This is a genomic window from Lactiplantibacillus sp. C232, assembly GCF_023806725.1.
GTDB classification, from domain to species: domain Bacteria; phylum Bacillota; class Bacilli; order Lactobacillales; family Lactobacillaceae; genus Lactiplantibacillus; species Lactiplantibacillus plantarum.
This window is the reverse complement of the sequence record NZ_JAMSKZ010000004.1, coordinates 113,918-128,515: the sequence shown is the minus strand read 5'-3', so window position 1 is coordinate 128,515 and position 14,598 is coordinate 113,918. Positions and strand designations below refer to the sequence as shown.

13 protein-coding genes and 1 pseudogene are annotated in these 14,598 nt (G+C 45.3%); 5 read left to right on the top strand and 9 right to left on the bottom strand.

Annotated features, from left to right (window positions below; genetic code table 11):
- Positions 1 to 98: 98 nt before the first annotated feature.
- Positions 99 to 740 carry an SDR family oxidoreductase gene (locus tag MZO41_RS05810; protein ID WP_003642616.1) on the top strand — a complete coding sequence of 214 codons (642 nt, stop codon included), beginning with the start codon at positions 99 to 101 and terminating at the stop codon, positions 738 to 740.
- 158 nt (positions 741 to 898) lie between these two features.
- Here MZO41_RS05810 and MZO41_RS05805 read toward each other — a convergent pair whose 3' ends face one another.
- A complete protein-coding gene (locus MZO41_RS05805; RefSeq protein WP_003642617.1) occupies positions 899 to 1,795 on the bottom strand; it encodes a LysR family transcriptional regulator in 897 nt (298 codons plus the stop codon).
- Between the two features lie 126 nt (positions 1,796 to 1,921).
- Between MZO41_RS05805 and MZO41_RS05800 the strand changes: the two genes are divergently transcribed.
- Complete coding sequence (locus tag MZO41_RS05800; RefSeq protein WP_003644715.1) at positions 1,922 to 2,695, top strand: sulfite exporter TauE/SafE family protein; 774 nt, start codon at positions 1,922 to 1,924, stop codon at positions 2,693 to 2,695.
- A gap of 244 nt (positions 2,696 to 2,939) precedes the next feature.
- Here the strand turns inward: MZO41_RS05800 and MZO41_RS16800 are convergent, their stop codons facing one another.
- The 3 genes and pseudogenes from MZO41_RS16800 to MZO41_RS05790 form a co-directional block, all read right to left on the bottom strand.
- Positions 2,940 to 3,074: a hypothetical protein gene (locus tag MZO41_RS16800; RefSeq protein ID WP_003645890.1), complete on the bottom strand. Its 135-nt coding sequence runs from the start codon at positions 3,072 to 3,074 to the stop codon at positions 2,940 to 2,942.
- Positions 3,075 to 3,144: 70 nt separating this feature from the next.
- Positions 3,145 to 3,928: pseudogene (gene dapA / locus MZO41_RS05795) on the bottom strand (4-hydroxy-tetrahydrodipicolinate synthase).
- A 4-nt stretch (positions 3,929 to 3,932) separates the two neighbouring features.
- The gene (locus tag MZO41_RS05790; protein ID WP_003642620.1) at positions 3,933 to 5,105 is read right to left on the bottom strand and encodes an aminotransferase class I/II-fold pyridoxal phosphate-dependent enzyme; all 1,173 of its coding nucleotides are present in this window, start codon (positions 5,103 to 5,105) and stop codon (positions 3,933 to 3,935) included.
- Positions 5,106 to 5,202: 97 nt separating this feature from the next.
- Between MZO41_RS05790 and pdxR the strand changes: the two genes are divergently transcribed.
- The gene (gene pdxR, locus MZO41_RS05785) at positions 5,203 to 6,567 is read left to right on the top strand and encodes a MocR-like pyridoxine biosynthesis transcription factor PdxR (protein WP_003642621.1); all 1,365 of its coding nucleotides are present in this window, start codon (positions 5,203 to 5,205) and stop codon (positions 6,565 to 6,567) included.
- Positions 6,568 to 6,790: 223 nt separating this feature from the next.
- Here the strand turns inward: pdxR and zwf are convergent, their stop codons facing one another.
- From zwf to MZO41_RS05765, 4 genes are all read right to left on the bottom strand, one after another.
- Complete coding sequence (gene zwf / locus MZO41_RS05780; RefSeq protein WP_003644713.1) at positions 6,791 to 8,275, bottom strand: glucose-6-phosphate dehydrogenase; 1,485 nt, start codon at positions 8,273 to 8,275, stop codon at positions 6,791 to 6,793.
- A gap of 117 nt (positions 8,276 to 8,392) precedes the next feature.
- Positions 8,393 to 8,740 (bottom strand): SdpI family protein, encoded by a 348-nt coding sequence (locus MZO41_RS05775; RefSeq protein WP_003642623.1) that lies wholly within the window; start codon positions 8,738 to 8,740, stop codon positions 8,393 to 8,395.
- 407 nt (positions 8,741 to 9,147) lie between these two features.
- Positions 9,148 to 10,092 carry an NADP-dependent oxidoreductase gene (locus MZO41_RS05770; protein WP_013355819.1) on the bottom strand — a complete coding sequence of 315 codons (945 nt, stop codon included), beginning with the start codon at positions 10,090 to 10,092 and terminating at the stop codon, positions 9,148 to 9,150.
- Positions 10,093 to 10,178: 86 nt separating this feature from the next.
- Entirely contained in the window at positions 10,179 to 10,556 is a 378-nt protein-coding gene (locus MZO41_RS05765) for a MerR family transcriptional regulator (protein WP_013355818.1), read from the bottom strand.
- A gap of 331 nt (positions 10,557 to 10,887) precedes the next feature.
- Between MZO41_RS05765 and MZO41_RS05760 the strand changes: the two genes are divergently transcribed.
- Together MZO41_RS05760 and MZO41_RS05755 are read left to right on the top strand one after the other, a co-directional pair.
- Complete coding sequence (locus MZO41_RS05760) at positions 10,888 to 12,051, top strand: MDR family MFS transporter (protein WP_013355817.1); 1,164 nt, start codon at positions 10,888 to 10,890, stop codon at positions 12,049 to 12,051.
- Between the two features lie 157 nt (positions 12,052 to 12,208).
- On the top strand, positions 12,209 to 13,801 hold the full coding sequence (locus MZO41_RS05755) for a cation:proton antiporter (protein ID WP_011101877.1): 1,593 nt from the start codon (positions 12,209 to 12,211) through the stop codon (positions 13,799 to 13,801).
- 107 nt (positions 13,802 to 13,908) lie between these two features.
- Here the strand turns inward: MZO41_RS05755 and nrdI are convergent, their stop codons facing one another.
- Entirely contained in the window at positions 13,909 to 14,394 is a 486-nt protein-coding gene (nrdI, locus tag MZO41_RS05750) for a class Ib ribonucleoside-diphosphate reductase assembly flavoprotein NrdI (RefSeq protein ID WP_003642628.1), read from the bottom strand.
- Between the last annotated feature and the right edge of the window lie 204 nt (positions 14,395 to 14,598).

The window sequence follows — 14,598 nt, the reverse complement described above, 5'->3', positions numbered from 1 at the left end:
GCCAATTTTGTAAACTGGACAAATCAGGAACAGAATGATACTTTTTTGTCCTGGTAAGCTTTATAATGAAACTTAACTAAAGGACAGGAGTGACCCAGATGAAAATCTTTGTGATTGGTGCCCATGGGCAGATTGGTAAGAAAATCGTTTCCAAGTTAGTTGCCCAAGGTGACCAAGTGTACGCGGGTATTCGCCAACCAGAACAGGCTGAGGCTTTCGAGGATGCTGGTGCGCAGCCAGTACAATTCAATTTGATGGCTCAGCCTGAAGATTTAGCGTTGGCTTTTAATGGTATGGATGCCATTGTTTTTGCAGCCGGATCAGGTGGTCAAACGGGTTATGATATGACTTTAATGATTGACTTGGATGGGGCTGTCAAATCAATGGTCGCAGCCAAAATTGCCGGCGTTAAACGCTACGTAATTATTAGTGCTGAATTTACACCGGATCGGAGTCGTTGGCCACGAGCATTACAACCGTACTACGTGGCAAAGTATTATGCTGACGAATGGTTAAAAAACAGAACCCAATTGGATTACACCATTTTACAACCAGGTACGCTGATCAATGATGCCGGTACTGGCAAAGTAACCGTTAACCCTGACGTTGGCGGTGAGATTACGCGTGATGATGTCGCAACTTTTACAGTTCAAACGCTACACACCCCTGCAACGGTCGGTAAAACCATTGCGTTGATCAATGGCGATACCCCAATCTCGAAGGCTGTTCAACAAGCTTAATCTGAGGTTGAGACGGGTTAGCGACCATGATAGGTTACTAAAACTTGTCTGTTTAATGACCTGCATTTGGCGACCTAACTTGACGTACAGTCGTTATAAAATCCACCGTGTGAGCTTATCATATTGATAAACTTACACGGTGGATTTTTAGGTGCTGGTTAGTATGCGTGCCAATCGACGGATTGAAAAGCAGCGGTCAGTCGTTGGATCAGGTCGGCTTGGGTTGGACTAAACGTCATTGAGTGGCGGTACGCAACGCCGACATTGAACGTGGGCGCTTGCGCGTCAGTTAGGGGGAGCCGCTGTAATCCCGCCGGTAATTGGACGGCGTTACTCAATAAGGCAATGCCCACATGCTGACGAACCATGTTTAAGATACTGCCGATTTCGTTGGATTCAAAGACAATCGTTGGCCGAACATGATTTTGATGACTGAGTTGACGAAACGCCTGGCGGTGGACAAAGTTATCTTTGAGCGCCACAAAATGCTGATGACGCAACGATCTGAACTGAAGTTGTGAGTTGGTTGCTAGCGGATCGTCAGTTGGTACAACAATACTAAATGACTGGGTGTCAAACGTCGTGAGTTGAATGGTCGTATCCGTGAATTCATTGAGGTAAGCAAGTACGGCTAAGTCTAATTGTCCGTTTTTTAATCCTTTGAGCGCCGCGAGTGAACCTTGACTGATAGGTTGAATCTGGCTGAATAAAGCTTGTGGTAATTGGCTTGCAATCCGGGGAAAGTAGTTGATTTCAATGATTGGCGGCATCCCGATGACAAGTTGATCGGTTGTGGTGTGGGCAACTTCTTGGCACATCAGTTGGTGCTCTAATAGGATCTGATTGGCGTGTCGTTGGACTTGAATCCCGGTCGTGGTGAGTGCCACGGGTAAGTGGGGATTAGCCCGAATTAGTAATTGTGTTTTCAGTTCGGTCTCCAATCGCCGAATAGCAGCCGAAATGGTCGGTTGACTAACGTGAAATTGGGCTGCAACTAATGAAAAATTTTTCAGCTGAGTTAACGAAACATAATATTGCAAATCTTTAATATTCATCTTAAAGTCCTTATTTAATTGATGCTTAATTGTTAGTATTATGATTTGTTATTATAACATGGTTATTTGACTATGGTAATCGTTGTGGCTATTGTAGGGCTATTAAGAGAGAAGGGAACGTTGTACATGTTTACGTTCGGAGAGTTAATCGTTATTTTAGTTGTTGTTGGGATTGTTGCGGGTATCGTTAGCACTGCAGCGGGGTTAGCGTCGCTGGTTTCGTACCCGGTCCTACTGGCGCTGGGACTGCCGCCCGTTACGGCTAATGTCACTAACACCGTGGGTTTAGTCTTTACTAGCTTTGGAGCCGTGCCGGCCTCACGCCGGGAACTACGGGGGCATGGTCAGGAATTGAAGACGCTCATCCCGCTGACTTTAGTTGGGAGTATTGTTGGAGCAATTCTGTTATTTATTATCCCGGCAGCGACCTTTGCGAAGGTCGTCCCATTTTTTATTTTGATTGCGGGAATTTTAGTGCTGATTCCTCGTCATATTCATATTAAACAGCCCGGTGAAATTGTTGTGACACCTAAATGGATGACGGCTTTAGCTTGGTTGGGCATCTTTTTAGTCGGGGCTTATACGGGGTATTTTGGTGCTGCGGGTGGTGTCTTGATGTTGTCGATCCTGTCTTTCACGAGTGCCGCACCATTCGTCGTCTATAATGCTCAGAAAAATCTGGCGTTGGGATTAGCCAATATTGTTTCAGCCGTCGTTTATGGCTTGCAAACGCCAATTCAGTGGCGCTATGTACTACCCTTAGGCATTGGTTTTCTGATTGGTGGTAGCCTAGGACCACGAATTGTACGCCACTTACCTGCCAGATTACTTAAAATTGTGATTGGAATCGGGGCATTGGGACTGGCGGCCAGTTTGTTCAAATCGGCTTATGGATTGTGAGTGAAAATGAAGTTAGTGGGGACAAACTCAATAGCAATGTTAAGGCTGGTAAACTTACTTACGTTACTGTCTTGAAATTAAGTCATCGAGTCTAAATCAGCGTTTGGGCTGATACTATCAGGCAAAACTGCAGGTCACCTGAAATGGGGAGGGTTTGACCCGGTTGGCTGATCCCTGATGATGAAACAAAAAAGACTTTCAAGCCGTGCCTTGAAAGTCTTTTTTGATTATCCCAATGAGAACTTTAATCGTGATGGCGTGAACGTGTCCCTAAAAAGTAAGCACCAACGGCTAACAGAATCAGTAAGCTGATAATGCCCAAGCCGCCACCCATCCACATAAAGGGCATACCGCCAGTAAAAGCCCAACCGCACATCATGGTCACCACTTTCCTAATTATTTTAGTTTCAGTATACGCGCTTTTGCCAGGTACTACCAACCGTTCTGCATTATTTTAAGCTGTTGAGTAGCTGACTTTGTTCATTGGTGGTTAACGGTAAAATTGGTAGGCGCGTGCTTCCGACTAACCAGTGTTGGGCGTTCAGCGCCGCTTTGACGGGTGCCGGTGAGGGTTGTGTGAATAGTGCTGCCATCTTCGGCATTAAACGTCGTTGAATTTGCCCTGCTTGGGTGATATCGCCGTGGTTCAAGGTGCGGCGCATCTTCGCCCGTGTAAACGAGAAAATCTTTAGGCGCCTTTTCAACAATTGCGGCCAATTCTTCATCGGAACCACATTGTTTGATTCCAATAATGTTGGGGTTGTGGGCCAACGTCAGAATAGTCGTGACCGTCATCTTAACGCCTACGCGACCGGGAATATTATAAATTATAATGGGCAAGTCTGATTTTTCGGCAATGGCTGTAAAATGCGCCATCATCCCGGTTTGGTTGGGTTTGTTATAGGGCGGGACAACGACGAGGGCGGCGTCGATGCCCTCGATTTGACTGACAATGTGGGTGAAATGAATTGTGGCGGCAGTGTCATTGGTCCCCGTATTAGCGATGATTGGAACTCGCCCAGCAACGATCCTAGCTGTCTGCGTGTATAAATCTCGTTTTTCAGCGATGCTCAACGTGGGGCCTTCGCCAGTCGTGCCCCCGACTAATAAGCCGTCCGTGCCAGTTGCAAGTAAGTGTTCGATCAGTTGCTCTAAGCGGTGGAAATCAATGTGTTGTTGGTCATCAAATGGGGTGACCATGGCGGTAATCAGGTGTGCGGATGCTAAATTCATGTGGCTAATCCTCCTGTGTGGTAGTTTGGGCGCGCCATAAGGCTAAACGATTTAGCCCTTCGCGTAGTGCCGATTGACTGGCTGCATAACTTATCCGGAACCAACCCTCGCCACTCGTACCAAATGCTGAGCCAGGAACGACAGCAACTTGGGCCTCGTGTGCGAGTCGGGTCGCAAAGTCCCAGCTGGTGCCTTGGAAATCCTGTGGTAGCTGGACAAAGATATAGAATGCGCCCGTCGGATAAATATAATTGAATCCAATTTCACTCAGACGTTTGACGACGTAATCGCGGCGTGTTTGATAGACGTCACGCATTTCTGAGCCATCATCCAGACCATGGGTAAGTGCTTCGATACCAGCCGCTTGGGTGATTGAACTCGTTGAAGTAACGAGGTACTGGTGGGTCTTCTTCATCTCGGTAATCAAGTTACTTGGGGCCATGATGAATCCCAGTCGCCAACCAGTCATGGCATGCGATTTGGAGAGGCCATTGATTGTGATCGTTTTGCTTGGATATAGTGTGGCAAAAGCAGTATGGGGCTGTTCATAGGTTAGTTCACTGTAAATCTCATCGCTAATAACGTAGATTCCAGCGGTAGCAATGACGGCTTGCAAAGCCCGTAATTCATCATCAGTGTACGTGACGCCGGTGGGGTTGGTCGGGTAGTTTAAAATTAAGGCCTTGACGTGGTCGCGACGGTGATCATCTAGCGCAGCTTGTAACGCACTGGGTGTTAATTTATAACCCGTTGCGGTTGTGTCAATGGGAGCTAATTTTGCGTTTGCGATGTCAACGACGGGTTGATAGCTCGTGTAAGCCGGTGTTGGCAATAAGACGGTATCGCCAGGATTAAGTAAAGTGAGCAGGGTCGTTGCAACGGCTTCACTAGCGCCGACTGTTGCAATGATTTGCTCAGGTGCATAGGTGAGTTGGTATTTCTGTTGAAAGTAGTGACTCGCAGCATCTTGCAAAGCGGCAAATCCCATTAGTGGCGAGTAGTGTGTCCAATCATTATGAATAGCTTGAATTGCCGCTTTTTTTACGTGACTTGGGGTGGGTAAGTCAGGTTCGCCGACCGTTAATCTGATAATATCGGGAATTTGACTGATTGCTTCATCGAAGCGTCGGATGCCAGAGACTTGAATTTGTTGGATCCGAATATTTGTATTCATCATTAGGACCTTCCTCTCAACGTGATTACCGTTTATAATAAACAACAATCGTCCGGTTAGAAATAGACAATTTTGATAAAAATGAAAGGACAGTTGTGTGATGCCATTAAATCGTCAGTCAACGACACCGTTATATATTCAGTTATACCAGCAGATGCGTGATGACTATGATGCTACTCAAGCCAACCACCAGTTATGGTCAATTCGTAAAATGGCACAAAATTTGGGAGTTTCCAAGACCACTGTCGAACAAGCTTACGATCAGTTGCTAGCAGAGGGCTATGTTTATACCGTTCCCGGGAGTGGCTACTTTTATCGCGATCGGACACACTGGCCAGCAGCTAAACAGGCGCTGGAGACTGTGCCACAGCCCACTAAACCCAGGGCGTTCACTTATGATTTTCGGTATGGTGTGACTCAGTTGTTATCGCCAAGTTGGAACGCTTGGAAACGGGCTGTCCGACTAGCGTTGCGTCAGACTGAGCAGCAACCAACGGCCGTTTATCCGGATGCGCAGGGCTTACCGGCTTTACGTGAAAACTTGGTTCGATTTTTGAAAACGACTCGTGGTGTGCGGTGCACAGCGGACCAGATTGTCATCACGAGTGGGGCTAAGGCAGGTCTCAGTATTCTACTTAGTATCTTGCCACGCGGAACGGTCGGAATTGAGAATCCAGGCTACCGCGGTTTATCCGAATTGGCGGCTAGTTATGGACAGACGGCGGTCCCCATCAGAGTGACGGAAGATGGGCTCGATTTGACACAAGTTCGTGCGCGTAATCCTCAGATCATTTATACGACCCCTGGCCATCAATTTCCATTAGGAGTCGTCTTGCCCATCGAGAAACGATTAGCGTTGTTACAATGGGCGGGGACTCAGCATCTCATCATTGAGGATGATTATGATAGTGAATACCGATACAGTGCGCACCCATTACCCGCGCTACAGTCGCTAGCAACGGCTAATCAGGTGGCTTATTTGGGGACATTTTCGCGGGGAATTGATCCGACATTACGGATGGGATATTTGGTCTTACCACCACAACTGGTGGCAACTTATCATCAACGGTATCAATATCGGGCTGAAATGGTGGCCGGCCTGTTACAACAAGCAATGGCTAATTATTTTGAAGATGGGGCGTATTATCGGCACCTTAGTCGAAACCGAGCTGCTAATCGACAAAAGTATCGGGTACTTTGTCACCAGTTAGCGCAAACTAAGCAGATCCGACCAATTGCAACCGGCGCGGGGGTACACTTAGTTGTTCAGATTCCAGGCATTGCACAGGCTAAATTATTAGAAGCCCTAGAACGGCAACAGGTTCGGATTTATCCGCTTAACTCCAATTGGCGCGACATGCCCACGGCGGACTATTACTTGTTAGGGTTTGCCGGGCTGACACTGTCAGAGTTGACGACCGGTGTCAAACGGTTGATTCAAGTTTGTGAACAACTGGTAGGGTAGGCGTTTATAAGCGGAATGGGTGGTGTTAGGGATTATTGCGACGCTAGTTAAGCTAATCCGCAGGCGCAATCCCGAAGAGCAAAATAAACGTGTATTGCCGATGGGCAGCAACCCATCCAATTGTTAAAGCGATATAAAAAGGACCAGTTATCAACACGTTGTTAGGCAAGTGTTGGTAACTGGTTCTTTTAATTAAGCCATTTAAGTGAATACGCTAGGACGGCTAGTTGCGGTAGACCCAGCGGTGACCATCTTGACGTAATAATTCATCGGCCGCATCTGGTCCCATTGTACCAGGGCGGTAGTTTGGAAATTCGGGTTGATGTTCATCCCAGTATTTTTGAATGACGTCAACGAATTTCCACGAATCGGCAACCTCTTGCCAGTGGGTAAAGTTGGTTGCGTCGCCATTTAAGGCATCGTGAAGCAAACGTTCGTAAGCTTCTGGGCTACCAGCCGTGGCTTCAGCATCGTGAGAATAATTCAACTTGACCGGGGTGGTTGCGAAGCCTTGGCCGATTGCTTTAGCATTCATGCGGAGCTCGAAGCCTTCAGTCGGTTCAACGTTGATTGTCAAGATGTTTGGATCGAGACTGGTTGCTGCGTCGTCATTAGCTCGGACGTCTTCATGATTGAAGATATTGACGACTGGCCGTTTGAACACCACGTCGATTCGCGTGAACTTATCGGCTAAGCGTTTCCCAGTCCGGATGTAAAACGGCACTCCGGACCACCGATAATTATCGATCATGACTTTACCAGCGACGAAAGTATCGGTGTTAGAATCTGATGAAATCTTATCTTCGTCACGGTAAGCTTTAGCATCATCGCCGGCACCGTATTGACCACGGACAAAGTTGGTTGCGACTTCTTCTGGTTTAAGTGGTCGTAAGCTCCGTAAAGCCTTGACCTTTTCCACGTCGATATCATTTTCAGTGAATTCAACTGGTTGATCCATTGTTAACAGACTCAAAATTTGCAAAATGTGATTTTGGACCATATCCCGCAAGGCACCGCTGTTATCATAGTAAACGGCCCGTTCTTCGACACCCAGTTTTTCACTTAACGTAATTTGGACATTGTCGATGTAACGGTTGTTCCATAATGATTCCCAAATATTATTGCCAAAACGAATGGCCGTGATATTTTGAATCATTTCCTTACCAAGGTAGTGGTCAATTCGATAAATCTGATTTTCGTTAAAAGTAGCCGTTAATTGGTCGTTAAGTTCCTTGGCACTTTCATAATCATGACCAAAAGGCTTTTCGATAATGACGCGGTTAAAACCGTTATCTGTCAGAATATTTTCGGAACGTAAGTGTTGGGCAATCGTACCGAAGAAGTTTGGTGCCATTGCTAAGTAGAAGATCCGGTTGCCTTGTAAACCATATTGGGCGTCCAGCTTTTCTGATAATTTTTTCAAAGTTCGGTAATGTTCAGCATCAGTAACGTCATGCGATTGATAATAAAAATGGCTCGCAAATTGCGTCACCGTTTCCTGATCAGCATTCAGATCAGCTAGGGAGTCACTAATAACTTCATGATAGTGATCATCAGTCCAAGGACGCCGAGCCGTCCCAATAACGGCAAAGTGGTCCTTGAGATAGCCCTTTTGATAGAGCTTAAATAGTGACGGGTACAGTTTACGCTGTGCGAGGTCACCAGTACCGCCAAAGATGGTGAATAAGGCAATTTTTTCGTTACTCATCAATTTCACTTCTTTACTAAGAATATTTTAAACCAAGTACTTGTTCATAAGCATTAATTCAGATTAAACTACCGTATTAATATTAAACCATACGTGGTGATGGTCAATTATAAAGTACTAATGTTGCGGAGATTTTGGGAACTGGTGTTTCAGTTCACGCTCAGTTGCAACGTTTTGCATGATCAAACCAACCGCTAAGGCGATGGCTTGAAAATTAAAGCTTTGCAATAGCGGAATCTTGAACAGACCACCAATAATCGCGCCGATTAACAAAATGGAAAAGATTTCGATGCCAAACATTGAATAGAAGCGTTGTGCGAACCGCCATGTTTCCTCATTTTCAATCGCGCGTCGCGACATGTAGCCAGCGAGTGAGCGCATCTTAGGCATTCGCACGCGTTGATAGATCCAGAGCAACAGAATCACTAGGAAGCCTAACGCCAAGCCAAAGTTGTTATTCGCCATGTTGTCACCTCAATTGTTGAAAGATTACACCGGTTGGCAGTGTTTAATTATATTATAACAATCATCAGGGGTGGTAGTCGACAATCAGGTTCAAAAACCGGACATTTCAATATTAATTTTTATGGATTGTCGAATTAATATTAGTACAACCTGGTTGAGACAGTTTGAACTTAGTCCAAATTCATCATGGCATCGTGAATTATAACTGGTTGTTAAGTGTGCTGGGAAGTTTAAAGTGATTCATTAAATTAAATTGGTTGGTTTGTTACCAAGTGTGCCATGGTTAATTGGGCCGCTAAAATAAAAATGAACGTTCAGAAGTCCTTCGAACTCTGAACGTTCATTTTTACAGTGGGACTAGCTACTAAGAATGGTGCCGGAAGATATTTATTGAGTAGCAGGATTGGTTAATCCGTCACGTGAATGACGATTTTACCCGTCGTATGGCGACTTTCGATGGATCGATGACCCTTAATGACATTGGCTACGGAGAACGGTAATGTCGCAACGGTTAGCTTCACTTGACCGCTGACAACTAATTGGGCTAAGTCGGCTAGGTCTTGTGATGAGCCTTGGGTGAACTGAAAGGCAACTTTTTTCTGTTGATCATGTTGCTGCTCGTCCGTCGGTTGACCGGCAATGGTTGCAAGCTGGCCGTCAGCTTTTAGGACCTTGAGACCAGTATCAATATCACCAACGGTGTCAAAAACGGCATCATAGTCGTGCAAGACGGCGGCAGGATCGGTTTCATGGTAATCAATGACTTCATCGGCCCCTAGGCGAGTTAACAAGTCACGGTGATTAGCACTAGCGGTGGTCGCGACGTAAGCGCCAAAGGCTTTAGCAATTTGAATTGCAAAGAGGCCAACACCACCAGCTCCACCCTGCACCAGAATCTTCTGTCCGGATTGCAGCTTAAGATTGTGCTTCATGCCGTAATAAGCGGTTAGTCCAGCGATTGGCAAAGCAGCAGCTTGATCAAATGATAAGCCTGTTGGGAGATGGGCTAATTCTTTAGTATTAACAGTAATAAATTCACCATAAGTGCCGTTATTAGCTGCGTGGGCAGGCGCGGCGGAACCAAACACAGCGTCACCGATGTTAAAACCAGTGACGGCCTTGCCCATTTTGGTAATGACACCAGCGAAATCCCAACCTAAGACCAATGGAAAGGCCCATAAGTCAGTAAAAGGTGAGGATAGGGCTCCCATCCGGCCAGCAATATCCATGGGATTGAGACTAAAGGCGTGAATCGCAACTTGAACTTCATCAGCTTGTGGTTCGGTCGTGGGCATGTCGACCATCGTAAATTCATCTGCGGAACCGTATTGGTTAATAGCAATTGTTTTCATAATATCGTAACCTTCTTTGATTAAGTGTGCCGTTAGTATAAACTATGGTGTCCACACGATAGCAAGTAAAAAGTAAAAAAAGTTGGTTAATGATTTGGAGAAGCTTCAAAGTAAGCAATCTTATGTGCTAAAAACTGATCAGTTGCCTGTAATTGAGCGATTTGCTTTTTCACAGTAGCACGATATGCGCTCAGTTCTTGGATTCGCTGGGCCCGGTTTGGAATGTTGCCGTCACCGCTGAGTAGTTTTAGATCAAGGCCTAATTGCCGAAAAGTGGCAACGAATTGTAGACGCTCTAAATTTTGACGTGAATACTGTCGGTAGTTGTTGTGGTTGCGTGGTACGGGCCCAATCAACTGTTGTTGTTCATAATAACGGAGGGCGTCCTTGGTCATACCGGTGATGGCGACAACCTCTTTGGTACTAAATGCCGTTTGTTCGGCTGGAATGGTGAAAAGTCTCATGTCAATTGCTCCTTTTTGACTTTAGTATACACGTGGTCAGTGCTTCTCGGAACAATACTAAAACGGATGAAACGGATCCGCGGAGTGGGGGCCGCATTTAGAATGCACCAAATGGTCAAAGCACGGGCCTAGGCTGCGACTACAGCGTTGCGATTGTAAACAACATGCAGTGTAAGACTTGATGCTAAGCGCGGCTTAAGTAAAAATGATTTCGTAGACTACTCAGCACCTTTTGCGACCTGATTGGTAGGTAAAAACGGTCAGGCGGCGTATACTATTTAGGGTATTGTTTTCTCAATGAATAAACTTAAATTAGAAATGTGGTGAGGAGATGCAAAAAGAAGTTCGGTTACGGTGGCTGTTTCTAGCCAATTTGCTGAATAATGCGGGTGCCGCTTTTATGTGGCCATTAACAACGGTCTACATGCATAATTATCTCAAACAAAGCTTGACGTTTTCGGGAATTATTCTTTTTTTGATGTCGTTGGCTATGATTGCTGGTAACTTTATTGGCGGGCGCTTGTTTGATCACTGGCGACCATATTATACAGCGCTACTTGGTGGTGGTATTTCGACCGCAATTTTAACAACGTTGATTTTCTGGCATAGTTTGTGGCCTTACGCGATTGGCTTGATCATTGTCGGCTTTGGTGATGGTATCAGCATGACAGTCGTCAATGCCTATGCCGCAACGGTAACGACTAGATCCAACCGGTATGTTTTTAACATGCTTTATTTAGCACTCAACGTTGGGGTCGTTATTGGGACATTATTGGTCGGTTACTTGTTGGAACTAGGTATCAATGTGGTGTTCATGGTGGCAACAGTTTGCTACCTTGGTCTTATGACGATTACGCTAAGTACCTTTAACGTCACACCGACTGTTCGGACAGAGAAAGCTGCGCCACAGAAGCGGGATGTGACGCCTAAAAATCACCGTCAATTAATCTGGATGATTTGTTTGATGATTTTCACCATTTATCTGAGTTATGCCTTATGGGAAAGTATTCTTTCCGTGCACATGACCAACTTGGGGATTCCGTTCCGCCGGTATAGTGAAGTTTGGACGATTAACGGGCTATTAATTATTGTGAGTCAGCCGATCGTGGCGTTATTCAACGAACGATTTAAGATTGGCACTCAGATTGGCTTGGGCATTACGCTATTTGCCTTATCATTCTTGGGATTAGTATTTGCCCGGCAATACGTTGATTTTATTATTATCATGGTGGTTTTAACGATCGGTGAGGTCATTGGCTTACCGATTGCACCCGCCTGGGTCGATGATATGGCGGCTGATGATCAGCGCGGAAAATATCAAGGCCGATACAACATGGCTTTGTCATTGGGACGAGCTGTGGGACCATTGTTCGGTGGCATGATGGTGGCTCAGTTCTCCTACTCGTTATTGTTTATTACGGTGACTATCTTAATGTTAGGTAGTTTGGCGTTAGTCTTGTGGCGCGCCCGGCGAGAACACTTATTAAATGGTTAAGGAGCAGGTGGGCCCCGTGATATTAACAAAGCTTTTAAGGTCAAATGCCTTGAAAGCTTTTTTGATTCTTTGAAAGTGATGATGGAGACGATTGACGATACAATTTGAGCATTATCGGATAGAATAAATGAATTAATTAATAAAATGAGGTGAGTACGTGAATTTGATGGTTTCCAGTTTTATTCTGGTGTTGGCTGCGGTTGTTAGTATTTTTATTTCCCGGGTAATGCCGCAAATATCTGTGAACTACTTGAGTCTGATCGTCGGTATTGGCTTGTTTTTTATTCCAGTTTTGAGCAATCATATTGAAAACTTCAATTCTGAAATCTTTATTGGCCTGATTGTTGCGCCACTCCTGTTTTTTGAAGGACAAGCCACTCGACTGAATGCTGTTGGTAAGGAATTAAAGCACATTATCCAAACGACAGTTGGACTAGTCATTCTTGCCTTAATTGTCGCGGGATTTAGCTTGGCAGGGCTGGGATTAGTCGGCTTGCCGTTAGCTTTTATTCTAGCGGCTATCAGTACGCCGACCGACGCCACGGCAATGGAATCGGTGACGAACGGTTTGGAGATGCCATCAACTGAGGGAACTTTTTTAAAAATGGAGTCGTTGTTTAATGATGCTTCTGGCATCATCTTATTGAACATGGCGGTTCTCTGGTATGCTAATGGCTATATTAACTATGGGCAAACGATTATTGATTTTATTATTTCAGCTGTGGGTGGGGTACTCTTTGGTTTTGTCAGTGCCTGGATCATGGTTCTGTTTCGGCAAGTATTGTTACGCTCTTCGTATAATTCGTTGAATGCGTCGCTGTTGATGTACGTGATTACGCCCTTTATTTTGTATTATGCTGCTGAGGCGATTCACGTTTCTGGAATCATTACGGTTGTGGTTGCGGGATTAGTGCATAATGCGGAAGCCCAACGAAGCCGGTTAATTAATGCACAACAAGTTCATTTTGCTTTTGACTTGGTGAGCATGATTACTGAAATCTTTAATAGCATGGTGTTTGTGGTTCTTGGATTCATGTTTATCAAAATTCTTGTTAACGAACAATTCGGGCATGGGTCCTTGAACTTTTTGTTGATTGGGCTTGTTCTGTATATTAGCAATGTGCTGGTGCGTTACAGCTACGGTCGGTTGCGGTTGAGTTTCAAAAATCGGCCCGCATGGATTTTTGCGCTAGGTGGCGTGCACGGTGCGGTAACGCTGGCCTTAGCCTATACGTTAACCGATACTGCGGTCGGACGTGGTGACTTTAACTTGGTTCTAATGGCTGCCAGTACGTTGATTATTCTGAGTATGGTCGTGCCGACGATTATTTTTCGCTGGTTGCTAAAGCCGGCGTTGACTGATGATGAGGCAACTAGTGAGATTGATCAGATTCGGGTGGCGATGGTTCACCACGCGATTGATACAGTTCAGAAAATGTATTTGCCGCCGAATGTGAAAGAATCCGTCATTTTTGATTTGATGACCCAGAAACAACGGACTAGGACTCGTGATTTTGCACGGGCCTGGGTTGACGTTGTTCGGCGACCGGAATTTACTGGTGCAGAAAAAGAATTAGAGATGCGAGCATTTATGAATGCACTCGAACAAGAACGGCAATATTTGGATATGATTTCACAACGAGAGGTCAAGTATCAGAAGTACGTTTTTAAATTGTACAATGAAACCTTATTAGCGGAATCACTAGTCATCGGCCCCACGATATTTGATAAGGATAAGGCAACGGAATAGCGTGAAATCGTCGTTACTGAGGCGATTGGTCAACTTCGTGCTGTGAACACAATCAAGGTCCAAGTTAGCGAAAACTAACTTGGACCTTGATTGTTTGGTTAATTCGATTAAAAGGTTTGATTGTCTAAATAGGCGGCCAAACGGTCTTTCATCACGTTATAGACGCGTTCAGTATCAACGGCAGTCCCGCGAAGCTCATAATCCGCAATCATGTCCGTGTCAAGTTGTTCAGCATAACGCCGAGCGGTTAGACAGTACTGATCGTTAAAGTTACGGTTACCAGAACCAACAACTCCGAGACAGAACCGTGAGTTTTGATCGTAGTTAAGATATTCACCTAACACGTTGGTCATCAATTCCTTAACCCCATTGTCAATGCCGTTACCACCGTCAAGGTAGGTTGGGACAAAGGCGAAGTAGGGTTCAGTCTCAATGGCAAAGTCTGACTGTTCGGTGATTTCTTTTAAGGTAATTAACGGGTTGCTATCATCAGCTGCATGCTGGGTCTTGGCGTAATCCTGCATACCAGTGACAAATGAGCGGGTATTGCCTTCAATGGAGATATAAATGATATTGATTGTTGATTCACTCACAGCAGTTCCTCATTTCTGTTTTACATTAGTTTTAGTTTACGCTGGGCACTACTTAATTGCAAACGACTACGGCTCCGAATCGTCGCAGTTTGTCGTGATAACGGCCGGCTTAAGATAAACTTAATTTTTAGTAGGCTTTCCCTTAAATCAACCGCATCCAATTTATGTACAACAGGTTAGTGGCAATTCACACGACTTATCATA

Coding starts and splice junctions, on each gene's coding strand:
- MZO41_RS05810 (WP_003642616.1), top strand. CDS start 99: ATGAAAATCTTTGTGATTGGTGCCCATGGGCAGATTGGTAAGAAAATC.
- MZO41_RS05805 (WP_003642617.1), bottom strand. CDS start 1,795: ATGAATATTAAAGATTTGCAATATTATGTTTCGTTAACTCAGCTGAAA.
- MZO41_RS05800 (WP_003644715.1), top strand. CDS start 1,922: ATGTTTACGTTCGGAGAGTTAATCGTTATTTTAGTTGTTGTTGGGATT.
- MZO41_RS16800 (WP_003645890.1), bottom strand. CDS start 3,074: ATGATGTGCGGTTGGGCTTTTACTGGCGGTATGCCCTTTATGTGGATG.
- MZO41_RS05790 (WP_003642620.1), bottom strand. CDS start 5,105: ATGATGAATACAAATATTCGGATCCAACAAATTCAAGTCTCTGGCATC.
- pdxR (WP_003642621.1), top strand. CDS start 5,203: ATGCCATTAAATCGTCAGTCAACGACACCGTTATATATTCAGTTATAC.
- zwf (WP_003644713.1), bottom strand. CDS start 8,275: ATGAGTAACGAAAAAATTGCCTTATTCACCATCTTTGGCGGTACTGGT.
- MZO41_RS05775 (WP_003642623.1), bottom strand. CDS start 8,740: ATGGCGAATAACAACTTTGGCTTGGCGTTAGGCTTCCTAGTGATTCTG.
- MZO41_RS05770 (WP_013355819.1), bottom strand. CDS start 10,092: ATGAAAACAATTGCTATTAACCAATACGGTTCCGCAGATGAATTTACG.
- MZO41_RS05765 (WP_013355818.1), bottom strand. CDS start 10,556: ATGAGACTTTTCACCATTCCAGCCGAACAAACGGCATTTAGTACCAAA.
- MZO41_RS05760 (WP_013355817.1), top strand. CDS start 10,888: ATGCAAAAAGAAGTTCGGTTACGGTGGCTGTTTCTAGCCAATTTGCTG.